Below are 22,878 nucleotides of genomic sequence, written 5' to 3'. Positions count from 1 at the left end.
AAAAGTGTAACGATATAAACTTCGTTACACTTTTTTCTTGTTTTAATTATTACAACTAAACAGCCAGCGTATTCCATACGTATCGGTTATACTTCCATATAAAATACCCCAATAATTTCTTTTTAAAGGAAGAGATACTGTTTTCTTCTTTGAAAAACTTGAATAGTACTTTCTTATTTTAGTTTCATCATTGCTTTTTAGAAGAATAGCAATTGTATTTCCTTGCAATAATCTATCTTCATCAAACAAATCAGTACCCATTAATACTATATTTTCCTTTTTAAGAATAGCTTGTAGGATATATTTTTTGTAATTGTTAGGAAGATTTTTTGCTTTAGGAGATTCTTCTAAGGTTTGAAAATATAATTCACCACCCAAACAACTTTGGTAAAAAAGCATTGCTTCTCTGCAATTGCCATTAAAAGTAAGATACGTTATTAGTTGACTCATTATTGTTTTTTACAAACTTTCAGTGTACTTTTTAAAGTTGTTTAGAATAGCTTGCCATCCCTCTTTTTGCATTTCAATAGAGTTTTGAGTTTCAGGATCAAAAACTGTTATAATTTCAGTATAATTTTCTTTTTGGGAAAAATTTGTTTTTGCTTTTCTGCCATCATCCATGGTATAGGCAATGCATTCGAATGGACTTACTTCATCGTAGGTACCCGTAAAATCGAAGCCAAAACTCCCATCTTTAGCTTCCATTCTTGATAAGAATTTTCCACCAACTCTTAAGTCATTTTTAGCACGAGTTGTGTGCCAATCGTTTGAAGGTGTGTTCCATATTTTTATATGTTCTGGTGTTGTCCAAACACCCCATACTTTGTTAGGTGTTGCTTTAATTGTTGCTTTAACTGTTATTTGTTCCATAATTTTAAGGTATTAATGTTAATACTACAAAGGTGGGATTAATTTAAAGCTTTCGTTGGGTGGTATAACGGCGTTTTTAAGGGGTAATCATGCCAATTTGATATATTTGTTTTATGAAAAACGTTTCTATCCTTGTTCCAGAGTCTGCTGTAATAGAGTCTGTTGCTGATCCTCAATACATGTTTTCAGCAGCCAATAATTTTTTAATATCCAATAATAAAGAGCCTCTTTTTGAGGTTACTCTTGTAGGGAATAAAAAAGAGATTGGGTTTAATAATGGTATGTTTTCTGTTCATACAAATAAGTTGTTGCATGAAGTTACTCAAACAGACCTTATTATAATACCAGCGCTTTTTGGAAATATGAAAACTGCGGTTGAACTCAACAAAGAAGCTATCCCTTGGATTGTAAAACATTATAAAAAAGGAACCGAAGTAGCTTCCTTGTGTGTTGGTGCATTTTTATTAGCTTCAACAGGAATTTTAGACGGAAAAAAATGCTCTACTCATTGGGCTTTTTATAATGAATTTCAAGAAACTTTTCCTGATGTTAAAGTTGCTGATGGTAGTATTATTACAGAAGAAAATGGAGTTTATTCTAGTGGGGGAGCAAATTCATATTGGAATTTATTATTATATCTTTTAGAAAAATATACTGATAGAGACACGGCAATTTTAGCATCTAAATACTTTGCAATTGATATTGATAGAGACAGTCAGTCAGCATTTACAATGTTTACAGGGCAAAAAAATCATAATGACATAGAAGTGATAAAGGTACAAGAGTATATAGAGGTAAATTATAAAGATAAAATTACTGTGGATGATATGGCAAGTTTAGTAGCTGTTAGTAGAAGAAGTTTTGAAAGACGATTTAAACAAGCTACCAATAATACAATTATTCAATATCATCAACGTGTAAAAGTTGAAGCAGCTAAAAGACATTTTGAAAGTACTAGAAAAAATATTACTGAAGTAATGTACGATGTAGGGTATTCAGATACGAAAGCTTTTAGAAATGTTTTTAAAAAAATTACTGGATTAACACCTATTGAGTACAGAAATAAATATAGTAAAGGTATTTAAGTCTTACGAGTACACTTTTAAAAGATTTAAGCGATAATATTATTGATTATAAGTTAGTTGTTTTCTTTTTTTGAGTTTTAAAATTTGCGCAGTTAAATAACTTTATTTATATTAGCAGTCAAATAACTGCATAATGAAGTTAAGAAGAGACGTATTTCAAGCCATAGCTGATCCAACCCGTAGAACTATTATTTCTTTAGTAGCGCTTCAAGCAATGACGCCATCTGCAATAGCTAATAATTTTGAATATTCAAGGCAAACAATTTCTAAACACATACAAATACTATCAGAATGTGATATTCTAAAACAGGAACAAAAGGGTAGAGAGATATACTATCATTTAAATCCTGAAGGAATGAAGGAAATAGCTGCTTTTATTGAACCTTTCAGAAAGTTTTGGGATGAACGTTATAATAAGTTAGAATCTGTAATGAAGAATTATAAACCAAAAAAATAAACATGGAACAGAAAACAAAAGTTGTAGCAGAAACAGGAAAACAAGAAATTGTAATAACACGAATATTTGATTTACCTATAGAACATTTGTTTATGGCGTATGTTGAGCCTGAAATTATTGAGCAATGGATGGGAACAAAAGTTATAGAACTTGAAAGTAAAACAAATGGAAATTATCAGTTTGAAACAACAGATCCAGTAGGAAACAAACATTTGTTAAGAGGAGTAATTCATGAAATTATCCCTCAAAACAAAATTATTAGAACTTTTGAAATGGTAAGCATGTCTTTCGGTGTACAATTAGAAACGTTGGTGTTTGAAAAGCTAACAAATAATAGTAGTAAGTTAACCAAGAAAGTAGTTTATCAATCAGTAAAAGAAAGAGACGAAAACTTAAAACTTCCATTTAAACAAGGTATTAATTGGGCACATCAACGATTAGAAGAAGTTGTAAATAAATTATTAAAAGTATGAAAGTAAAAACTACCCCATATTGGATACTGACAATATTTCTCTCGATAGGTATGCTTGCAGGAGGTATTCAGCAGATGTTACAAATTGGTGGGTACAATGATATCATTAAAGCATTAGGATATCCGTTATATGTACTAAGTATTTTAGGAGTATGGAAAATACTAGGAGTAATTGTTATTCTAGCTCCAAAATTAACCTTATTAAAAGAATGGGCATATGCAGGCTTTTTCTTTGCTATGTCGGGAGCAGCAATATCTCATACTATAGTAGAGCAAAATTTTACTGAAGTACTACCGTCTTTGATATTATTGGTAATTACAATTTTGTCTTGGTATTTAAGACCAGATAGTAGAAAAATAAAAAGAATTATAAAGTAAGTCTGAAATGGAAAAAGTAGATAAATACATAGAAAATATAAAAAAATGGAAGGAAGAAACTAAGCTGTTACGACAAATTTGTTTGGATTGTGGTCTTGAAGAAGATTTTAAATGGATGCATCCTTGTTATACCTTTCAAGGAAAAAATATTGTATTGATTCATGGTTTTAAAGATTACTGTGCATTACTTTTTCATAAAGGTGCATTATTAAAAGATACAGATGAAGTTTTAATTCAACAAACAGAAAATGTACAATCAGCTCGTCAAATTAGATTTACAAAACCTGAAGAGGTTATAGATTTGACGCTAACAATCAAAAGATATATTTTCGAAGCGGTAGAAGTTGAAAAAGCAGGTTTAAAAGTAAAAACTAAGAAAACTTCAGAATTTGAAATGGTAAGTGAATTTAAAGGAGTGTTGGAAGAAAATTCAGATGTAAAAAAAGCTTTCGAAGCATTAACACCAGGAAGACAAAGAAGTTACTTATTGTATTTTTCTCAAGCTAAACAATCAAAAACACGTTTATCAAGAATAGAAAAGGCGATACCGAAAATGATTGAAGGAAAAGGACATAACGAAAGATAATAAAGCTACCTAAATTTAGGTAGCTTTATAGAAACTTAGATGAAAACTAGATAAATTAACATTATTACGAAACCTTAGCCGTAGCATGAAACATTTGTGTAGACACGGCAATACGATTCCAAATATTAATTTCTCCTATTTGTATAATAATTTGAGCTATTTCATTATCGCTAAAGTAACTTTTAAGCTTTTGGAAGGTTTCTTCTGATAACCCATTATTACTTATTTGTGTTATTTCATCAGTAGCAGCTAATAAAGCTTTTTCCTCTTCAGAAAATAAAGGCGATTTTCTCCAAGCACTCAACGCAAAAATTCTGTTTTGTGCTTCTCCATTTTTTAAAGCCTCCGAAGTATGCATTTCTATACAATAAGCACATGTATTAATTTGTGAAGCTCTTATTTTTATAAGGTTTTTACTCTTTTTTGAAAGCGTTGTTGTTTCAAGGTATTTGTAAATTTCTAAGATTGCATTATAGGCATTAGGCTCTAATTCTTGGATGTTTAGTCTTTGTTTCATAATTTTTAATTTTATAAGCCAAAGGTATCATTCCCTATAAAGTTAAAACTTAAGCCAGTTTAAGAAACGTAATGCTGTGTGTTAAAGTTATAAAGAAACGTTTTATTTTTCTTCGGGTTTAGAATAAGTAACAATGTCAATTCCTATTCCGTTGGGGTCAATAATAGCAAAATGCCTATCACCCCAAGGTTCATTTCTTAACTCAATTTCAATAGGTATTCCTTTTTCTTTTAGTTGTTTGTAGTAATAGTCTACATTTTCTACTTCAATAGTTAAATAAACCCCTTTACCGTTAAATGCTGATTGAAAAATAGGTTTTTGACTAGGATGATTAGGAAGTAAGAAACTAATTTCTGAAGATTTATTAGGTGAATGTAATAGAAGGTAAAAATCATTTTCAAAAGTAACTCCAAAACCTAATGTTTGAGTATAAAATTTTTTAGTTTCTTGTAGTTTTTCGGTTATAATTCCTGCGTTTAGTTTCATTTTTTTGAATGTTTGTGCGTTGATAGATATAACAGTTAGCATCAACCCGATTATTATTAATTTTTTCATGTTATACATTTTTGTTGAAACAAATTTAGTATCAAGGGTTTTAGTTTGATTGTATAAATCGGACAGATTTTAATAAAGAGCTTTAGATGGAGTTACACCATAAAATGTTTTAAAATGTTTAATAAAGTGTGCTTGATCAAAAAAACCTAAGTCTAAATAAAGCTTGTTGTTTTTTAAACTTTGTGCAGAGGTGACTTCACTTAAAACTTGTTGAAACCGAACAACATTACTAAAAGCTTTAGGAGTTGTGCCAATGTAATAATTAAAAACTCTTTGTAATTGACGAGTACTTAAACCAGTATTCAAATCTTTTTCAATATCTAAATAACCTTTATGATGAAAAATAAGAGATAAAGCTTTAAAAAAAACGAGAATCGTTTTGTATAGATTGACTTTGAGTTAAGTTTATAAACTTGAAGTTAAGGAGTTTTACAATGGTTTCTAACGAGTTGCTCGAACTTATAGTTGTTTGTATCCATTTGGATAATTGAGGCAAGAAAAGTTGTAATTCTTGTGATTTATTACTTAGCTCTTTAGCATTAACTTTAAATAATAAAGGAAAAATTGAAGGGAGAAAACGAATTCCTATATAATCAAAATCATTCCCAATAGGAAATTCAACATATTTTCTGCAAAAACCCATTACAAAACTTTCATAAACATTCTTTTTGTTAAAGAAAATATCAATACACCCATCAGAAACGACCCGATAAGAGAAAGGATTTTGTAGTGTTTTTTTAGTTTTTAATTGCCAAAAACAATAAATATAGTTTTCTAATCTGATATCAGGTTTTAACTCAATATATGAGATGTTATTAGTTTTAGAATTAACCGATGGTTGTATGGGTTTATAGAAGTTTTTTATGGATTGAAAAGACGTCAAATGTGTTATTTTAAATTAAACATAAACGGCCTTACGATATTTGTTAGCATATTCAGAAGGAGTCATATTGGTGACCTTTTTAAAAACTTCTCTAAACGCCTTAGGGTCATTATAACCAACTTCATACATTATTTCGTTAACTGTTTTATTTCCTCTTTCAAATTCTTTTTTAGCAACTTCTATTTTAACACGTTGTACATACTCCATTACAGTATTGGCAGTTGCTTTTTTAAAACGTCTTTCAAAAGTTCTACGACTTACAGCTATTTTTTCAGAAAGCTCATCAACAGTTATTTTTTGTTGATAATTTTGTTCAATATGTTCTTGAATTTTTAAAATATCCTTATCACTATGAGATTTTTGTCCTTTAAAGATAATGAAAGGAGATTGACTATTACGACTAATATCTATTTCAAAAATTTTAGAAGAAAGTACAGCCATTTCACGACCAGCAAACTTTTCTACCAAATAAAGGTTTAAATTTAAAGAAGAATAGGCGCCACCACTTGTGTATAACCCATTTTCATCAGTAATAATCCTATCATCAACAAGATTCACATCAGGAAACATTTTTCTAAATTCATCAGCAGCCAACCAATGCGTAGCACAATCCTTGCCGTTAAGTAGTCCTGTACTAGCTAATAAAAAAGCACCTATACAAAGGCTAGCTATTTCAGCGCCATTAGTGTACTGCTTCTTTATCCAAGGAATAAAAGCACTATTCTTTGAAATTACTTGAGTATAATCTCCATGAATAGCAGGAATAATAATCAAGTCCGTTTTTTGCACATCAGTAATTGTTGTGTTAGGAATAATACTAAATAGTCCGTTACTTGACCTTGCTTTTTTATGTGTGCCAACAAGATGCGTTGCAAACATAGGCTGTTTACCAGCTTTTAATAAAGCATCGTTAGCCATAGTAAACATTTTATAAGTAGCTTCTAAATTACTCAAACTAGAGTCGCCTTCAGGTACAAGAATAGAAATATGTTTCATGAGTCATTTTTCAAGAAATTAAACCATTTCAAATATAAGATAAGCTATTGTCGCAATCAACCCGTGGTATTGTCGGGAACATACCTTTAGAGTATAAAAAAGACCTTTTATCTTTGGGAATCAAACAATTAATTCATGAAGGAAGAAGTTTTAAATGAATATTATATCACAACCAAGGAGTTATTAAGGTTGATATCATCGTTAACTGAAAAAGAGCTGAATAAAAAAACAAAAGAAGGAGGTTGGACAGTAGCGCAAGTAGGAGATCATCTTAATAAATCGTATGCTTTATCTGAAGTTTTGACAGGAGAAGTAAAAGAAACTAAACGTAGTCCAAATGAAAAGTTAAAAGAAGTACAGGAGCTTTTTTTAAACCTTGATGTAAAGATGAACTCACCTAAAGAAATTATTCCTGCCGAAGAGTTCATTGATAAAGAAAGTTTGTTGACTGAGTTAAAAATTAAAATACAATGGGTGAACGATTTCTCAAAGAAGGCGGATTTATCAAAACTCTGTTTAGATTTTGAAATTCCTGAATATGGACCATTTACACGACTTGAATGGATAGGATTTAATACAGTGCATACAAAGCGTCATATTTATCAAATAAAACAAATTATTAAGAATTTAAAACTATAAAAACAATGAACATATGGGCAAATTTAGGAGTAGAGGATGTAGAACGTACACAAAATTTCTATCAAGCATTAGGTTTTAAACTTAATGGAACTCCTACGAACGAAATAGTAAGTTTTTTATTTGGTGATGATGAGTTTGTAATTCACTTTTTTAAAAAGGAAAAGTTAAAAGAAAGTTTTGAAGGAGAAATAGCAAATCTTAACAACGGTAATGAAATAATGTTTACACTTTCGGTAAATAGCGAAGAAGAGGTTAGTATATTAATAGATAAAATAATTAAAGTAGGAGGAAATATTCGTTTTGACCCTAGAAAAGATAAGAAAAAGTTTTACGACGATAACGGTTATTGTGTTTGTGTGTTTGAAGATTTAGATGGGCACTTATTTAATCTGTTTTGTAATTTAAATAAAAGGTAATATTAGTTATGAAGGAACAACAAGAGTTTACAATAGTTATCAATGCTACCCCTGAAAAGGTATGGAAGATTCTTTGGGGTGATAAGACTTATTCTCAATGGACAGCAATTTTCTCCGAAGGATCTTATGCAAAAACAGATTGGAAGGAAGGTAGTAAAGTGTTATTTCTTACGCCTGATGGTAGAGGGATGGTAAGTAGAATCAAAAAAAAGATTACAAATAAATATATGTTATTTGAACATCTAGGAATTATTGAAGATCATATAGAAAACCTTGAAAGTAAGGAAGCAAAAGAATGGCGTGGAGCTATTGAAGAATATGTATTAGAACGAGTTGGTGATAATACACATTTAACAGTAAAAATGGATGTAGTTGAAGAATATAAAGACTTCTTTTTAGATACGTGGCCTAAAGCAATGGAAAAGATAAAAGAATTAGTAGAAAAGAAAAATTAGAATAAACATAACCTTAAAAACAAGAAAAATGAAAGTAAATCCTTATTTAAATTTTGACGGAGATGCAGAACGAGCATTCAATTTTTACAAATCTGTATTTGGTGGTGAATTTATCGCAAATATGAAAATGAGTGACGCTCCAGATGTAGAAAAGTTGCCAGAAAATGAGAGAAAACGTACAATGCATATTTCGTTACCATTATCAAAAGATACTATTTTAATGGCGTCAGATACCGTGCCATCAATGGGGCATAAGCTTAACAAAGGAAATAATAATTACATTTCAATTCACCCTGAAAGTCGTGAAGAAGCAGATCGTTTGTTTAACGGCTTATCTGTGGGTGGAAAAATTGAAATGCCTATGGAAGATCAGTTTTGGGGAGATTATTATGGAAGTTTTGTAGATAAGTTTGGTGTCCATTGGATGATTAATTATAACGAGTAGTATAGTTAAATTTAATATCTTTTTAATGGTAGAAGTCTTTAAAACATCTGTAACGTTAATTGAAGAAGAGGTATTTTTATTAAAAAAACTTCGAAAGAAGTTTCCAGATTACATAGTTAATTTTGATTTAGAAGACTGTGATAATATTCTACGAATTGAGGTAACAGATACAAAAATAAACCTTATTTCGATTATTAAGCTAGTAGAATCCTATGGATTTAATATCGAAGTATTGGAGGATGTGTTGAATATATAAGACAAAACGATATTAGAAAGCTAACACACAAACTTATAGTAAAAATAAAACCCTGTTAGATTTCTAACAGGGTTTTTTGTGACCTCGGCAGGATTACATTTTGTTGTTTTGTTTTGTGCGCGTTTTTTCAAAACCTGTATATTTTATAGTGATTTGGGCGTTTTGTTATTTCTTGTTGTTTTCAAAAAAATAAAAAAAATACATTTTTTCTTACCACGATGTTTACCACTATTGTATCTTTGGGGTAAGTAAAAAAGTGAAAAATGTATTTCTATTTAAAAGAACCTAAGTCAGAAAAAGAGACACTGATAATTATTCAATTCTATGTAAAGAGCGAAAAGGCTATTTTCAAATATTCAACTGGCGAAAAAATAAATCCTGAGAATTGGGATTTTGAAAACAGACTACCAAAATCTAAAAAAGGAATCGGTGGAGCGAAGTTAAAAAAAATAACTTCCAATATTATGCGCTATGATACCTTTTTGGAACGATTGATTGATAACTGTAAAATCAATAATATACCCCTAACTCGAAAGTTTTTAAAAACAGAGTTTGACAAGCATTTTAAGAAAAAGGTTGCAGCAGAAAAAAAAGGATTTGAATACCTTACTGATTTTATCGATGATTTTCTTATCAAAGCCCCTAACCTTATCAATCGTTCTACAAAACGAAATTATACAACAGACAAGATAAAGCACTATAAAAAAACAAACAATCGATTAAAAGAGTTTGAAACTTACAGGCGTTCAAAAATCAAAATAAACAAGTTTGATATTGTTGTCTATGATGCCTTGGTACACTACCTCACGGATAACAAAAAATACTCGGTCAACTATACAGGAGATTTAATAAAAAACATCAAAAAATTGCTTAAAGTAGCTGATGTAGAATTTGGTTACGATGTTCATAAGGATTATGAACGAAGTGAGTTTTCTGTTATCAAAGAAGAAAGTGTATCAATAGCACTAAATGAAAAAGAAATCGATACACTTTTCAATCACGATTTTTCCAACGATGAAAAATTAGAGAACTGTAGAGATATGGCTATTATTGGTCTTTGGACAGGGTTAAGAGTCTCTGACTTTCTTAACTTACCCCAAATTAATACGGATGATAAATTTATCACTGTACAACCTAAAAAGACCAAAAATTCGTCAGGGGTTAAAGTAGTGATTCCTTTGCACCACCAAATCAAAGAAGTCATTAATAAAAGAGGCATGCCTAGAATGATTACCGATGTAAAATTCAATGAGTATATAAAAATAGTTTGTAAACGAGTTGGATTTACTGATAAAGTAAAAGGTTCACTCATGGTTAAAGATGAAAAGACAGACATCTATCGTAAAAAAGTAGGTATGTACCCTAAATATAAATTGGTAAGCTCACACACTTGTCGTAGGTCTTTTGCAACGAATTTATACAAGATGAACTTTCCTACACTTTCTATTATGAAAATTACTGGACACTCTTCTGAAAAAAGTTTTTTATCATACATTAAAGTTACTCCAACAGAACATGCAGAGAAACTACTCAATCACTGGAATGAATATTATAGTCAAAAAAGAGTTGATTAAGTTTAAAACGTTCTTTTAATTACCTTAAAAATTTGATACACCTCATTAAGGTCTAACTCAAAATCTGAATACTCGGGACTTTTATTTCTACTATGGCAAATAATCGTCCCTTTTTCTTTATCCAGTCCGATAATATCCTTGTGAAAAACATTGTGCTTAGAAAGAATTATCCATCCGTATAAAGTAGGGTTGAATCCATCCATCCAATGATGGCGTCCAAGTTCTCTACCCAATACCAAGGCTCTGTTAGGGGTATCATTAATTCCTCCACCGTTCATACTATCGTTTTTAGTCCTAAATGCTTCGTAATTACCACGACCGTACTTTTCTACATTAAAAGTTACTTCCTCCCATTCATAAATTACATTTGCATCATCTAGCGTTTCTAAAAAAGAAGAATAGGCATCAAAAGGAATCAATCGTGTAGTTACGTTAAAACTACCATCAGGTTTTTCCACAAAAACATTCCCATTGGTATTCACCATAATATCCTTGTTGACAAGCTCTCCCTCTCCTGTGAGTAAATACATATAGTTAATCTCTTTGTACCTATTGGTAATCGCTTTGGCAAGCTTTGGACTTATTTTACTTCTTCCATTTCTTACATAGTAGATACGAGAATTGCTATTGTCTCCAATCTCTACCGATAAGCGGTTTGCTTTGATACCTAAATGGTCTAATAACTCCTGTAAAATTTCCGAACTGGTTTTCAACATCTTATCAATTTCTTTAAATTATTTTGTCCACAATTTATTCTAAAAGTTGACAATTGATTTTATTTTTGCGTCGTAATTATCCACAAATATAACAATTAACGATATATTATTGGTTTTTGTGAGCAAAAAATAAAAAAGAGCACAAAAATTTAAAAAATTGAATATGACCCAAGCAGACTTATTAAAAGTAAACCTTAAAGCCTTAACCATTTTTAATGCCAATGATACGATGCTTACCGTAGATGGTTGCGCAAAATATTTAAAAGTACATCCTAACACGGTTAAAAACCGCATCCATAAAAACACCATTCAAGCAATCTTTCAAGACGGCAAATACCATATCCCTAAAATTCAATTCTTAGAAAAGATAGTAGAGAGCTTTGAGCAATAATGAAAAAGAAAGCGCAATGAAAAACGCAAAAAGCGCAAAGACACCACAGCGATAAGTAAGCACTTATTGTAAGTAGCTCACAACATTCAGGTTGTGGGTTACTTTTTTAAAGCAAAAAACGGTTAGCTGTCACTAACCGTTTAAAAAATTGCTATGAAAAAGAAAAAAATTCTGCAAGGACGCAGAACCTTTTAAGAACCTCGAAGATATGAAAAAAAATAATACATCGCTCACAGCGATAGGATTGTACAATCAAAAAGTACATGAGTATTTACAAAACACAACGTTGGATGCGATAACCCAACTAGCTATCAAGCTATTTAAAGACAATGCGCAGCGCAATAAGCTAAACAATACGCAATACAACAAAGCCGTAGAGGAATTTAATACCCAACACGGGTATTTGCTTTTAAAAAAGGGAAAAGAGCATGAAAAAGCGATAAGTAAACACTACAACTATATCAACTATCCTTTTTTAGATAGAAGCGCTATGAAAAGCACGATGGATAACTACCGTCAATATGTACATAGCTATAATCAGCAAGCTGTAGAATATAACAAAGCCATAGCTGAGTATAACAAAACGGTCATAGCTCCTAACACTCCAACACTAGCCCAACAAGTTGCAGACTTTACAAAGAAACACCGTAGTGAATTTACAAGTACTTACAACAAAGAGGTAGCAAAATTCAATGCGCAAAAAAACGCAAACTATATCGCAAAAAAGCGCAAACCAACTATCAAGTACACCACGGAGCTTTTATTTAATGTCTTGGTAGGCTTTTATATCGCCCAATTAAAACAACGCAATTCATATCTCTTAGAAATGAATCGTCCAACCAGTGTATTAAAAAAAGCCTTACCAAAGCTAACCATAGACCATCGCAAATTAGCGACACATACCATCGCAGAGATACCAAGACTTGCTATTTGCAAAAAAACAGCGCAAAACCACATCAAACGCCTTAGAGAAGCCAACATCTTAATCAACTATGCATATATCAACCAATACAAACCGATAACGGTTAATTTCCACCCTGAAATTCTAACAATTTTAGACGGAAATCCACCAAAACCCAAAAGAATTGAAAACCAATCTTTTAAACAGGAGAACTGGAAAGAATTACCAGATAATAATGATACTACTAGAACCTTTTTATTAAAAGAAAAAGAAATAAAAGACTGTGTACATAACACAGGATTTCAAAAGGAAGAATTTATATGTCCTGCGGACGGCTTCTACAAGAACACCACAGTGATAAGTAAGAAAACAACCACTCGCCCGCGCCAAACCTCCGAAGCAGTCAAAGCCCTGTTGCCTGATTTTTTAAAACAAGAAAAACCAAGCCAAGGCACAAACAGCCCGCTTACGCATAACTTTTTAGCTCGATTGCAAGACGATAGAGAACTAGCACAAGAACTGGCAGACGGTGTGTATGACAACTACAAAGGATTGCGTTATGACTATTTGCAAAAAATAGAACTCTACGCCAATGTAACGACTGAAGAATTTAAGGCAATTTTACTACAAGATTGTATCAAAACTTCTGCAAAACTATGGAAACAGCACAATGTCTATGTAGGCGAATGGAAAAAAGCCATCAATTACCTAAACAACGAACTATTTACAAACATCACTCAAAAGACAACCCTAATTCAAAAACTCAAAGAATACCGTTGGAAACTGGAGTTTGCTCGCAAGTGGTTTATCAAATCACAAGTAACTGCATTGTATCCCTCGTTATATTTTGATAAAACCCGTACCCAAACCCATGAAATAGGCTTTTTCGGACTACACAAAGTATGGAAAACCCATGTAAAGTATCAGGAAAAAAAGGCAATAGAAAAAGCGCAACAACAAACGCAACAAAACGCAAGAAAACGCAAAGCGACCTATCAAAAGAAAATTACAACAGCCATCAAGAAATATGAAAAAGGCAATTATACGGCAAAACAGCTATATACCTATGTACAAACCAACCTACCACATAGCTATCTGTCTGCATTGTCCACTATGATACACTATAATCAATAAAACAGAATCTAAAAAATGAGCAAAAAAGAAAATCGATGCCATTGCGGAACAGGACACAAAATCACCTGTCCCCAATGCAGCAAGCTAAAAATGGTTATCCTCTTAAAAAATGGCAACAGTCATTTAAAGTATAAAACAAGCCATACCACCTATGCAAACCCTGTTTGGTATAACCATTTGAGTAAAAACAATAAAACCATCAACACCTTAATCAATAGCATGTACAAACGATTTCAAAAGTCAAAATACATAAACGCTACCAACAAACTTATGTTTTTTGACAATCAAACCAAACAACATATCACGACAATAGTAACCGCATAAAAAGAAGAACAAAGCATCAACCAACACAGAAAAAGGGTTTGTAGTATGAGACTGAAACTCTGAAACCCCGAAATACCCATTAAGCTCGCCAGTAAATCAGTCTATCGTTGGGAGATCAGAATTAGATAAAAAATAAGCAATGAACAGTTATCAGAAATGGTGTGAACTCCAAGAAGAAAAGCAGTATTGGAAGACGCAAGAAAAACGCAATAAAGCGCAAGGAAACGCAAAAAGAGAAGTACAATTAAAAAAAGAACATGAAAATACAACAATCAGCAAATGGTAATATAGTTATCACAGGAACATCAGGAGTGATAGAACACATCTTACCCACAATAACTATTCACAAACACCCGAGATACCCTAACGAAGCAATACTAATCACCCACAATACCAATTACAAAGACGAACAACAAGGCATTACCATACTCGCAAGAAACGTAACCAATGTAAATGAAACGAGATTTTATGGAAATGCACAGAGTCTAAAAAGTATGTTAGAAAACGAATTGAAATTACAAGGAGGAACAATGGAAGCTCCACCCAAAACCAAAGAACAAGACCCCATGTATGTTGCTTACTTACAAGCCAACACTTACGAAAAGCTGTTAAGTTTTGTTAAGGAACATCAAGACAATATAGGAGGGAAAAGACACCATGAAGACGGTAGGATAAGCGAGGAAGAATTTTTTTGTCAGTTTGAAACATTTATCATTCGAGTAACCCTGCGTTACTACTACAAGCTAGACAATCAAAACCTTATAAACTACATTCTAATGTCAGGAAGCACCAGTTACGTACACGAACCCAAAAAGGTATATGTGTATGATGGCAACAATATCATTACAGGGTATGTCTATGAGAAAGCCTATTAGCAGTAAACACACGAACAATGACCGCTATTTACAGTAAAAAGAAACTATTTGAGAAATACTATTACCTACCAGAAAGAGAAATGCGTGTAACGATTAATGAGATTATCGCAGAGATACGCCATTTACCTTTTGAGGTAGCCAAACATAAAAAGAAGCTACGCCCAAGTGAAGTAAGAAGATTTTTAGAAGTATATGATTTAGTATAAAAAAGAGGAAGTTCTAATCACTTCCTCTTTTTTAGATTTATTATTTAAGTATTTGCTTAAATACATGAATAATTGTAACTTTGTTTTATGGGAAATAATTCTTGTATAAGGCAACAAGCTGATATTGAGCAAATAAGTCGTTGTAGAGACACGGTTTTGGAATTAAATGAATCTTTCGACTATTTAGTAAATGGACTTTCATTAGCAGGGAATAGTGTTCGATTGAAAATACTTTACCTACTCTTTAAAGAAAAGAAACTTTGTGTTTGTGATTTAAGTGATATTCTCGGAATGAACATTTCTGCTATCTCTCAACATTTGAGGAAAATGAAAGACCGAAATTTATTGGAAACCGATAGAGTAGCCCAAACGATTTTTTACTCACTAACTGCTGAATATTCAACGTTACTAAATCCATTCTTTGAGCTACTTGATAAAAACAAAATTTTAAAAACGATATGAAAAGTGAAAGTAAATTAATCGGAGCAGGTTTATTAACTGCAATTGCAGCTTCTTTATGTTGTATCACACCTGTTTTGGCTCTTATCGCAGGAACAAGTGGGATTGCTTCAGTATTTTCTTGGATTGAGCCATTTAGGTTATATTTAATTGGACTGACAATTTTAGTTCTTGGTTTTGCTTGGTATCAAAAACTAAGACATAGAAAAGAAATCGACTGTGAATGTGAGACGGATGAAAAACCAAAATTCACTCAATCTAAAACTTTTTTAGGAGCTGTAACCGTATTTGCAATTATGATGTTGGCTTTCCCGTACTATTCAGGAACTTTTTATTCAACTACAAAAAAACAAATAATCATAGTTGACAAATTGGATATTAAAAGAACTGAATTTAAAATCAGTGGAATGACCTGTTCGAGTTGTGAAGAGCATATAAATTACGAAGTGAATAAACTCAACGGAATTATAAATTCTAAAGCGTCTTACGAAAATGAAAATGCAATCATTGAATTTGACAAAACAAAAACCAATGAAACAGAAATTGAGAGAGTAATTAACTCAACAAGTTATAAAGTAACAGAAAAAAAAGAAAATTAATGGAAGTTCAATTAAAATCAGAAATTACCTGTCCAAACTGCGGACATAAAAAAGTAGAAAATATGCCAACAAACGCTTGTCAGTTTTTCTATAAATGCGATAATTGTAAAACGGTTTTAAAACCAAACGAAGGAGATTGTTGTGTTTATTGTTCATATGGAACAATACCTTGCCCACCAATTCAAGAAAATAAAAGTTGTTGTTGATACAACACAAAAAATAGAATTTAAATTATCCAAAAAGATGAATATTCACTTAAAAATATAAGATAAACTTATGATGTATAAGTTTAAATTTAGAAAAGTTTATTCATTCTATTCTTTTTAAGAGTAGAAGTGTCTAGAACGATGTTTTTCAGACCCTCACCAATCTTACCAAACCCTCCCAAAAGTTAGCTAATTACAGCATAACTTAGCGAAGCTTTTCAAACCCTGAACCCCCACAAAACACTTCAAGTACTTTTGACTCAGCAAAAGAAAAAGAAGTGAATCCCGAGGCAATTAATACCATCTTATACAGACCCATCCAAAAAGGAAGTACATACGACAAGCTACTTCCACATAGCGACTGTAGTAGTGTAAAAATTGCCAACGGAGACACCAAGGTAGCAATTGAGAGTATGGCGTTGTGGGTATATAAATACCAACACCACACCCAAAAGCTATCCCAAGAAAAATTTGCAAACCACCCCTTACAAAAATTATGCAAGGAGCTACACAAGTTTTTGTATCAGCATCTACAATACAAGATAGATACTTACGACCAATTATTACGTAGCCCTGCCTGTGCTTGGGCGACTCGCTCACAGGGATTGGATTGCAAAAGTTATAGCATTTTCGCAAGCAGTGTGTTATTAAATTGTGGGGTTACACACTACTTGCGACGTGTTATACAACAAGAGGGAGAGGGTTACAGTCATGTATATGTGATAGTTCCCAAAAACCAACACACATTTGACCTAAACGACGGGTACTATACCATAGACGGCACCTTACAAACATTCAAAGAACAGGACATACACCAATCTGACGATGTATTAATGACCCCAAAAACCCAAGGCTTATCAGGAGCTATTGGAGGAGAACTGGTAAAAGGCGTTGGAAAACTAGTGAACTATGCCGTGAGTGAATTCATACAAGAAATGAACTCCTGTAGTGGTTCGTATTACGATGCCTCAGTAGTAGAACTTAAAATCAGACGTGATTTACGAGACAAGCTACAACAAAAAATTACCCAATTAGGCGAAGCCATCACCTTTAGAAACCGTGCAAGAACACAACACCTGTTCAACGAAATATTTAAAGAAGTAGACTTAGGCATTGCCCATTTACGTAACGAAACCGCTTATAGTTCCTATGAACATTGCGACGGAGAAACCCTAGCCCATGCGTTAGCCTTTGCGGAAAAATTAAAAACATTTATCGATAATTTTTTCGAAGAATTTAAAAAGCATGCTCCTTATTTCAAGGTAGAAGAGTTTATCAAGTCAGCCAATGTAAATAGTAGAACACTCTATTTTGTGGTGGAAAACGAGACCAACCCCATCGTAGCCGACTACCGCTTTATTGTCTTACGAAAAGAAATATCCACCTATGGACTAGACCCGATATTTCCATTTGAAGCCAATGCAGAGCAATGGTTAGTAAACAACCTAGCCCATTTACAAAAAACCTATAACGACGGACGGGAAAAGAGCTATGAAAAAGAAATAACCCCACTGTTAGACAGAGTAAAAGCCTTACGAGCCAAAGCACATTTAGGCGGAGAAATGCTGTATTATTTCGAACAACCCTTACAACGAGAACTCTACAAAGTATGGTTGCGATACGATGCAAACTACACCCAGTACCTAAAAGAAGAAGCTCAAAATACACGTACCGCTAATGAATTAGCTCTACGAGACTATCAAGAACGCTTTAAAAAAAATGTGGTAGAAGACCAACAAGCCAAAAAGCGCAAACGATTAAAAATCCAAGTAGGTATTGGCGCAGCAGCCTCCGCCTTGCTCGTATTGTTTTTACAAAAAAAATAAAAAGTTATGAATGAAGAATTTGACACCATAGGCAGCTATGTTCCGTATGGGCTGTATGGTTGGTTCGACGGCTTTTGTCCCTCCAATGGAATTGCCAGTCGATTGAACAACCAAGCCAAAGGCGTATGGGCGCAAAAAGCCGAATGGGACAACAAGTACAAGGCACTCCAAAACGGACGACAAGCCGCCGAATGGGAAAGCCTTAAAAAAGAAGTACGGCGCTTAGAACAAGCCATAAAAGCCGAACAACAACAATTAGTCCAAGAAGAAGGCATCGCCGATGCGTTAGGCTTAGGCGCTTGGTGTAACGGGGCAGTCTCCAAAAGAAAAAAAGCCGAAGAAAGTTTGCGCAATGCAGAAAAGTCCCTAGGACATATCAAAGGCGCTTTTCAAACCTTGGAACGTCAACAAACCCAAGGTATCAAAGAAGCCAATGCAGTGATTAAAGCAAACCAACAAAAGCTCAATGCCATTAAACAAAGCATTGTTCAAGTCAAACAAAAAATTGCAAAGTATAAAGCAGAAAGAGACCATGAAAAAGCCCAAGCAGCTAATGCCACACCCGCCGAGGTCAGCAATGCCAACAAGAAACGCATTGCAGGAATCGCCAAAGAAAACGCACCGTTGATACTAGGAGGTATCGCACTGTTAGGCGCAGTCGTCTATCTCAATAAAAAAAGTCCAACTCACAAAACGGTGAAGTCCGTAAGTGTATAAAATTAAGAACGATGAATTTGTTACAAACACACCTATTGCTTGCCGAACAAGAAGAAGCCTTAGAAAGCCAAGCACTTTCTAAACCACAAGCAAGCGGACTTCATGGATTTTGGGACGGAGCGAATCTAATGGGAATAATCAATACCGTTGGCGGAACATGGTCGCAAATAGAACAAGCCCGAAACGGAAAACCAGTCTATGTACAACAAGCCAATGGCGAAACCAAGGACATTGCTCCGATGCTAATAGCCAAGTTAGAACAACAAGCACAAGCACAGCAAACCTCGGTAGACAACTTGGTAAAAATGATGCAGCTACAATTACAAACACAACACCCCCCTAAAAAAGACAACACGCTGTTGTATGTAGGAGTTGGAGCAGGCATACTCGTATTGTTAGGAGGAATGTACGTAATGACACAAAAAAAATAAACGATGAGAAAAGAATCAATAGAAAACTCGGTAGTCAGTTTGCTAAGTATGAGTGCAGGCGCAATGCTTTCACGTGTAACCGCTAAAAAGCTACCGATGCAAAACACCAAGCTCAAAAAAGGCATGTTAGCCTTAGCAGGTGTCCTAGGCGCAGCCTATTTAGACAGGAAAACCACAGGCAAAGCCATTGCACAAGACATGGCAATGGGAACAGCCGTCACCCAAACAGGCGAACTCGTCAAAGAACTGCTAGATGAAAAGTTGCAAAAGAGTCCGCTATTACATTCCGCTTTAGGATCTCCTTATGACAATTGGAACGAACCCTTTGCACTAGATAGCACCGACTTTTTATCAAGTTACACCAGTCCCAACTACGATGGAATTTCCGAAGACATTTCCTACGAAACCATAGAAGATTTTAATAGCTAAAGAAATAAAAATAGCCTCGAAAAAAATACGAGGTATTCAGTGAAACAAAAACCAGTAGATACAAACGTATCAAAGTAATGCTAAAGCTCACTTAGTGAGAAAAAAAGAAAAGAAAAAAGATGAATTTTTTAAGAAACGAAGAACCTTATTTACGAGTAACTGAGTATTTAAAATACAAGAACTCCAAACGCAAAGAAAACGAAAAGTGGAACATCAGTGCGATGAAGCCCATGCCAAGCTTTTTATACGCCAACAAGAAAGTAGATGTAGGCGGTACAGTGTCCCTGTTAACAGGTTCGTCAGTAGCCAAAAGAGGCGTTACCAATTTTGATGGGAACTCCCTAGTCAAAGGACGTGTGTTTGTAGCCAATGGCATCACGTTTAAATGCGCTATTGACGATGCCAGCAAACCAGAGCAAGACATTGCCTATAGCATTGCTAAAGTCCCGAACACCTTAATGCAATCAATGGTTGTAGTCAAGCAAAAAAATGAAATCCTGATTGAATTACCAATTTGTGACATTTTAGGCGCTACCGAAAGCGGTAACCATTATTTCAAATTAGGCTCATTTGCCCTGTTGGAAGACGACACCATTACCGAAATCGAAATCCAATACCCAGAAGGTGCAAAAATCACGTTAGAAGACGGAAAAGCCCTGTTCGCTTCTGCACGCTTATCAGGATTTGCGACCTATCAAAAACGCTAAGCTCATTTTTATAACTACACTTTGCGCTAAGACAAGCGCAAAGTGTAACCACAAGCACCAAAGATGAAAAAGATATACAAACGCATAAAAATCAACAAAGACCTTTTAAAGACCAATCTTCCCCCTCAAGAACTCTTACAAAATGAGGTCAGTGACACCATCCCCACAGGAAAAGTAATCGGAGTGTATTTTATCTCCTATATGCCCCCTATGGACACAGGTATGCCCACAGGAGAAACGATGTCGAGATTAGTTCCTTTTGGAATTTCTCAAACAGACATTACCCTGAAAGACAGTAGAGGACATTTGCTGACTGAGACTACGGACATCAAAGACTATGAACACAAAAGCGGCGGCTATAACGAGGGCTTTAAAGAACTTGACTTTGAAAGCAAAAACGAACGAGTGACTATCAGTTGGGAAACCCTAGGAAGCAGACCCATTTGTGGCGAGTTCATTTTTGAGATAGAAGCCCCTAACCCGTGCTAAGAATGAAGACCATATACCACAGCGAACAGTTTACCGATGATTTTGAGATAAACTTTTCCGAGAAGAACGATTGCAAAGGTGTTGTAAAGCTTGAAATACACCCACACGAGCTAAGTGTCCCTTTGCTTATCAAAGACGGTTCAGGACAGCGAATCACTGCCCAAGCCCCTTTTGTAATAAACACCAATCATCCAATTGTAGACGGCTTGATACGCTTTGAATTTTCAGAATACCCAGCACTCACAGCCGTACAAACAACACCCTTTAAAAAAGCCATAGTAAGGTATTTATATTGTGAATAATCAATTATCGAACATCGTAGAAAACCACCTACAAGGAGGAAGCAATCATGTTATCAAGGTATCGAGTAACGGCATAAAACTTGTCAAGTCTACTTCTGCGCAGAAGTACGCCTTTACCTTAGAAGATATTGAAAGCAAATACGGTTCGATAGCCCAATTTTTACAAGCCTTACCCGAAAAAGGATTTAGCGGAGCGGTGGTCTTTACCCTACAAAAAACCTATACCAAGGATGGGAAGACCACCTATCACACGCTACAAACACTCACAGAAAAATTAACCCAAGATATGAATGCTACCGACCCTACCACTGCCTTTTTAGGAGCGCCAGAGCTGATGGCAAAGATGGTACAAGCAGAACGTTCGGCAGACTATAAAGAACAAGTACAAGAGCTAAAAGAAACCGTCAAAGACCTGCGTTCTCGCAATCGAGTATTAGAAGAAACCAATAGCTCACTCACCATTAAGTTGGAGACAGCAAAAGAACGAGAAGAACTCAGAGTCGAACGAGAACTACTGAAGAAAAAAAGCTTTTTAGAAACGCCCGCCTTTGAAAAGACGATGGAAACCTTGGGCGGGATGCTTCCTAAAATCTTAGAAGCTTCAGGAGGTAATGCCGTAGGACATCCGAGCCAGTTAGCAAGCCCGAATGTTTCGCCCATACAAAAAGCCTTTGTACAAAAGCTTCCCACTGCCACCGACGAACAAGTGATGTTTTTTAACTATTTGCTTGACAACTGGCAAGAAGATTTAATCACACAAGTAGCACAGATTATCGAACAACAACAAGAGCACCATGAAGATACAAACTAAAAAAGAAGCCATTGCCCAATTAGAAAAATTACCAGAAAAAGTATTGATACGACTAGCAGAACTATCCAGTCATAAAGAAGCACAAAGCTACTTTGCATGCCCGATAAAATACGGCGCAGTCAAGAGCTTTTTAAGGTAGAAAGCAACAACAAGATACAGGAGAAAAAAAAAGCGATGAAAAAGAAAACAAGTGTATCAAAAGTTGCCACCCGAAACAACGCTAAAAAAGCCGTTAGCAAAGCCAACGAAGCCAGTGCCTTTTTACTAGCCAACAAACCGCTACTGCTAGTAGCAGGCGGAAGTGTCGTAGCGTATTTCCTATACAAAAGGCTCAAACAATCAGCCGATGCGGTAACCGAAGTCTTTCAAGACGTAGCAAACGACCATATCGAAGCAGACCTACACATCAACACAGGAAAGCTAAGCATCAATAAAGAACAAGCGAAGATTTTAGCCAAGTCCTTACTAGATGCTTTTAACGACACCGCTTTTGGACTTCCTGCCACCGATGAAGCCAAAGTAAAACAAGTCTTTGACAAACTACAAACAGGCGATGACTTTAGGCTCGTGTATAAAACCTTTGGTAGAAGAAAACGGATGGGAGGCAAAACCCCAACGGTATGGCTCGATAAAAAGCTTGCGGACGATTACGATTTAATCTACTGGCTTAAAGCAGAGATTTCAGAGACGTGGGACAGGCAATTATACCACCAAATCAAACAACTAGTACAAAGCGCAGACATGCCCTTTTAAACAAAAAAAATGAAAAAG

At 34.2% G+C, this 22,878-nt stretch carries 37 protein-coding genes; 29 read left to right on the top strand and 8 right to left on the bottom strand.

Annotated features, from left to right (window positions below):
• Window positions 1-42: 42 nt before the first annotated feature.
• Window positions 43-450 (bottom strand): VOC family protein, encoded by a 408-nt coding sequence (locus tag D6T69_RS14490; protein ID WP_125068634.1) that lies wholly within the window; start codon window positions 448-450, stop codon window positions 43-45.
• A 9-nt stretch (window positions 451-459) separates the two neighbouring features.
• The gene (locus D6T69_RS14485) at window positions 460-870 is read right to left on the bottom strand and encodes an SRPBCC family protein (protein ID WP_125068632.1); all 411 of its coding nucleotides are present in this window, start codon (window positions 868-870) and stop codon (window positions 460-462) included.
• A 113-nt stretch (window positions 871-983) separates the two neighbouring features.
• Here D6T69_RS14485 and D6T69_RS14480 point away from each other — a divergent pair, with 113 nt between their 5' ends.
• From D6T69_RS14480 to D6T69_RS14460, 5 genes are all read left to right on the top strand, one after another.
• On the top strand, window positions 984-1,955 hold the full coding sequence (locus D6T69_RS14480) for a GlxA family transcriptional regulator (RefSeq protein ID WP_125068630.1): 972 nt from the start codon (window positions 984-986) through the stop codon (window positions 1,953-1,955).
• Window positions 1,956-2,088: 133 nt separating this feature from the next.
• On the top strand, window positions 2,089-2,412 hold the full coding sequence (locus tag D6T69_RS14475) for an ArsR/SmtB family transcription factor (protein ID WP_125068628.1): 324 nt from the start codon (window positions 2,089-2,091) through the stop codon (window positions 2,410-2,412).
• Between the two features lie 2 nt (window positions 2,413-2,414).
• Window positions 2,415-2,885 carry an SRPBCC domain-containing protein gene (locus D6T69_RS14470; RefSeq protein ID WP_125068626.1) on the top strand — a complete coding sequence of 157 codons (471 nt, stop codon included), beginning with the start codon at window positions 2,415-2,417 and terminating at the stop codon, window positions 2,883-2,885.
• Window positions 2,882-3,262, top strand: a complete 381-nt coding sequence (locus tag D6T69_RS14465) for a DoxX family protein (protein ID WP_125068624.1) — start codon at window positions 2,882-2,884, stop codon at window positions 3,260-3,262. The genes D6T69_RS14470 and D6T69_RS14465 overlap by 4 nt, the downstream gene beginning before the upstream one ends.
• Before the next feature lie 7 nt (window positions 3,263-3,269).
• Window positions 3,270-3,848, top strand: a complete 579-nt coding sequence (locus D6T69_RS14460) for a YdeI/OmpD-associated family protein (protein WP_125068622.1) — start codon at window positions 3,270-3,272, stop codon at window positions 3,846-3,848.
• Between the two features lie 64 nt (window positions 3,849-3,912).
• Here the strand turns inward: D6T69_RS14460 and D6T69_RS14455 are convergent, their stop codons facing one another.
• The 5 genes from D6T69_RS14455 to D6T69_RS14440 form a co-directional block, all read right to left on the bottom strand.
• Entirely contained in the window at window positions 3,913-4,365 is a 453-nt protein-coding gene (locus D6T69_RS14455) for a carboxymuconolactone decarboxylase family protein (protein WP_125068620.1), read from the bottom strand.
• A 102-nt stretch (window positions 4,366-4,467) separates the two neighbouring features.
• The gene (locus tag D6T69_RS14450; protein WP_125069319.1) at window positions 4,468-4,851 is read right to left on the bottom strand and encodes a VOC family protein; all 384 of its coding nucleotides are present in this window, start codon (window positions 4,849-4,851) and stop codon (window positions 4,468-4,470) included.
• A 138-nt stretch (window positions 4,852-4,989) separates the two neighbouring features.
• A complete protein-coding gene (locus D6T69_RS16050; protein WP_206197821.1) occupies window positions 4,990-5,226 on the bottom strand; it encodes a helix-turn-helix domain-containing protein in 237 nt (78 codons plus the stop codon).
• 52 nt (window positions 5,227-5,278) lie between these two features.
• Window positions 5,279-5,803 carry a DUF6597 domain-containing transcriptional factor gene (locus D6T69_RS16045; RefSeq protein ID WP_206197820.1) on the bottom strand — a complete coding sequence of 175 codons (525 nt, stop codon included), beginning with the start codon at window positions 5,801-5,803 and terminating at the stop codon, window positions 5,279-5,281.
• 15 nt (window positions 5,804-5,818) lie between these two features.
• Window positions 5,819-6,799 (bottom strand): GlxA family transcriptional regulator, encoded by a 981-nt coding sequence (locus D6T69_RS14440; RefSeq protein ID WP_125068618.1) that lies wholly within the window; start codon window positions 6,797-6,799, stop codon window positions 5,819-5,821.
• A gap of 135 nt (window positions 6,800-6,934) precedes the next feature.
• Between D6T69_RS14440 and D6T69_RS14435 the strand changes: the two genes are divergently transcribed.
• The 6 genes from D6T69_RS14435 to D6T69_RS14410 all read left to right on the top strand — a co-directional run bounded on the left by D6T69_RS14435 (window position 6,935) and on the right by D6T69_RS14410 (window position 10,584).
• The gene (locus tag D6T69_RS14435) at window positions 6,935-7,438 is read left to right on the top strand and encodes a DinB family protein (RefSeq protein WP_125068616.1); all 504 of its coding nucleotides are present in this window, start codon (window positions 6,935-6,937) and stop codon (window positions 7,436-7,438) included.
• Between the two features lie 5 nt (window positions 7,439-7,443).
• Window positions 7,444-7,854 carry a VOC family protein gene (locus D6T69_RS14430; RefSeq protein ID WP_125068614.1) on the top strand — a complete coding sequence of 137 codons (411 nt, stop codon included), beginning with the start codon at window positions 7,444-7,446 and terminating at the stop codon, window positions 7,852-7,854.
• 8 nt (window positions 7,855-7,862) lie between these two features.
• Window positions 7,863-8,309: an SRPBCC family protein gene (locus D6T69_RS14425; RefSeq protein WP_125068612.1), complete on the top strand. Its 447-nt coding sequence runs from the start codon at window positions 7,863-7,865 to the stop codon at window positions 8,307-8,309.
• 28 nt (window positions 8,310-8,337) lie between these two features.
• Window positions 8,338-8,754, top strand: coding sequence for a VOC family protein (locus D6T69_RS14420; protein ID WP_125068609.1), 417 nt, complete (start codon window positions 8,338-8,340; stop codon window positions 8,752-8,754).
• A 25-nt stretch (window positions 8,755-8,779) separates the two neighbouring features.
• Window positions 8,780-9,010 carry a hypothetical protein gene (locus tag D6T69_RS14415; RefSeq protein ID WP_125068607.1) on the top strand — a complete coding sequence of 77 codons (231 nt, stop codon included), beginning with the start codon at window positions 8,780-8,782 and terminating at the stop codon, window positions 9,008-9,010.
• A 263-nt stretch (window positions 9,011-9,273) separates the two neighbouring features.
• Complete coding sequence (locus tag D6T69_RS14410; RefSeq protein WP_125068605.1) at window positions 9,274-10,584, top strand: tyrosine-type recombinase/integrase; 1,311 nt, start codon at window positions 9,274-9,276, stop codon at window positions 10,582-10,584.
• Window positions 10,585-10,586: 2 nt separating this feature from the next.
• On the opposite strand, the gene D6T69_RS14405 is transcribed toward D6T69_RS14410, so the two are convergent.
• Window positions 10,587-11,300, bottom strand: coding sequence for a hypothetical protein (locus D6T69_RS14405; RefSeq protein WP_121146958.1), 714 nt, complete (start codon window positions 11,298-11,300; stop codon window positions 10,587-10,589).
• Between the two features lie 163 nt (window positions 11,301-11,463).
• Between D6T69_RS14405 and D6T69_RS14400 the strand changes: the two genes are divergently transcribed.
• The 18 genes from D6T69_RS14400 to D6T69_RS14320 all read left to right on the top strand — a co-directional run bounded on the left by D6T69_RS14400 (window position 11,464) and on the right by D6T69_RS14320 (window position 22,860).
• Window positions 11,464-11,691, top strand: a complete 228-nt coding sequence (locus D6T69_RS14400) for a helix-turn-helix domain-containing protein (protein ID WP_099214612.1) — start codon at window positions 11,464-11,466, stop codon at window positions 11,689-11,691.
• Window positions 11,692-11,899: 208 nt separating this feature from the next.
• Window positions 11,900-13,726, top strand: coding sequence for a hypothetical protein (locus D6T69_RS14395; protein WP_125068603.1), 1,827 nt, complete (start codon window positions 11,900-11,902; stop codon window positions 13,724-13,726).
• Between the two features lie 90 nt (window positions 13,727-13,816).
• Window positions 13,817-14,050: a hypothetical protein gene (locus D6T69_RS14390; protein WP_164506735.1), complete on the top strand. Its 234-nt coding sequence runs from the start codon at window positions 13,817-13,819 to the stop codon at window positions 14,048-14,050.
• A gap of 139 nt (window positions 14,051-14,189) precedes the next feature.
• Window positions 14,190-14,336, top strand: a complete 147-nt coding sequence (locus tag D6T69_RS16020) for a hypothetical protein (RefSeq protein WP_164506734.1) — start codon at window positions 14,190-14,192, stop codon at window positions 14,334-14,336.
• Window positions 14,308-14,925, top strand: a complete 618-nt coding sequence (locus D6T69_RS14385) for a hypothetical protein (RefSeq protein ID WP_125068599.1) — start codon at window positions 14,308-14,310, stop codon at window positions 14,923-14,925. Before D6T69_RS16020 ends, D6T69_RS14385 begins: the two co-directional genes overlap by 29 nt.
• A gap of 17 nt (window positions 14,926-14,942) precedes the next feature.
• Window positions 14,943-15,131, top strand: a complete 189-nt coding sequence (locus tag D6T69_RS14380) for a hypothetical protein (RefSeq protein WP_121146007.1) — start codon at window positions 14,943-14,945, stop codon at window positions 15,129-15,131.
• Between the two features lie 87 nt (window positions 15,132-15,218).
• Complete coding sequence (locus D6T69_RS14375; RefSeq protein ID WP_125068597.1) at window positions 15,219-15,593, top strand: ArsR/SmtB family transcription factor; 375 nt, start codon at window positions 15,219-15,221, stop codon at window positions 15,591-15,593.
• A complete protein-coding gene (merTP, locus tag D6T69_RS14370; protein ID WP_125068595.1) occupies window positions 15,590-16,189 on the top strand; it encodes a mercuric transport protein MerTP in 600 nt (199 codons plus the stop codon). The genes D6T69_RS14375 and merTP overlap by 4 nt, the downstream gene beginning before the upstream one ends.
• A complete protein-coding gene (locus D6T69_RS14365) occupies window positions 16,189-16,395 on the top strand; it encodes a GDCCVxC domain-containing (seleno)protein (RefSeq protein ID WP_125068593.1) in 207 nt (68 codons plus the stop codon). Before merTP ends, D6T69_RS14365 begins: the two co-directional genes overlap by 1 nt.
• Before the next feature lie 278 nt (window positions 16,396-16,673).
• Window positions 16,674-18,221, top strand: a complete 1,548-nt coding sequence (locus D6T69_RS14360) for a hypothetical protein (protein WP_125068591.1) — start codon at window positions 16,674-16,676, stop codon at window positions 18,219-18,221.
• A 6-nt stretch (window positions 18,222-18,227) separates the two neighbouring features.
• Window positions 18,228-18,938 (top strand): hypothetical protein, encoded by a 711-nt coding sequence (locus tag D6T69_RS14355; protein ID WP_125068589.1) that lies wholly within the window; start codon window positions 18,228-18,230, stop codon window positions 18,936-18,938.
• Window positions 18,939-18,949: 11 nt separating this feature from the next.
• Window positions 18,950-19,369 (top strand): hypothetical protein, encoded by a 420-nt coding sequence (locus D6T69_RS14350; protein ID WP_125068587.1) that lies wholly within the window; start codon window positions 18,950-18,952, stop codon window positions 19,367-19,369.
• 3 nt (window positions 19,370-19,372) lie between these two features.
• A complete protein-coding gene (locus tag D6T69_RS14345; RefSeq protein WP_125068586.1) occupies window positions 19,373-19,798 on the top strand; it encodes a hypothetical protein in 426 nt (141 codons plus the stop codon).
• Between the two features lie 119 nt (window positions 19,799-19,917).
• Window positions 19,918-20,505 (top strand): hypothetical protein, encoded by a 588-nt coding sequence (locus D6T69_RS14340; protein ID WP_125066256.1) that lies wholly within the window; start codon window positions 19,918-19,920, stop codon window positions 20,503-20,505.
• Window positions 20,506-20,568: 63 nt separating this feature from the next.
• The gene (locus D6T69_RS14335; protein ID WP_125068584.1) at window positions 20,569-20,994 is read left to right on the top strand and encodes a hypothetical protein; all 426 of its coding nucleotides are present in this window, start codon (window positions 20,569-20,571) and stop codon (window positions 20,992-20,994) included.
• Window positions 20,995-20,996: 2 nt separating this feature from the next.
• Entirely contained in the window at window positions 20,997-21,296 is a 300-nt protein-coding gene (locus D6T69_RS14330; RefSeq protein ID WP_125066254.1) for a hypothetical protein, read from the top strand.
• On the top strand, window positions 21,289-22,107 hold the full coding sequence (locus D6T69_RS14325) for a hypothetical protein (RefSeq protein WP_125068582.1): 819 nt from the start codon (window positions 21,289-21,291) through the stop codon (window positions 22,105-22,107). Before D6T69_RS14330 ends, D6T69_RS14325 begins: the two co-directional genes overlap by 8 nt.
• Before the next feature lie 96 nt (window positions 22,108-22,203).
• The gene (locus tag D6T69_RS14320; protein WP_125068580.1) at window positions 22,204-22,860 is read left to right on the top strand and encodes a hypothetical protein; all 657 of its coding nucleotides are present in this window, start codon (window positions 22,204-22,206) and stop codon (window positions 22,858-22,860) included.
• Window positions 22,861-22,878: the final 18 nt, after the last annotated feature.

The organism is Tenacibaculum singaporense (assembly GCF_003867015.1).
In the GTDB taxonomy this organism is placed as follows: Bacteria; Bacteroidota; Bacteroidia; order Flavobacteriales; family Flavobacteriaceae; genus Polaribacter; species Polaribacter singaporensis.
This window is presented reverse-complemented; position numbering and strand designations above follow the sequence as displayed.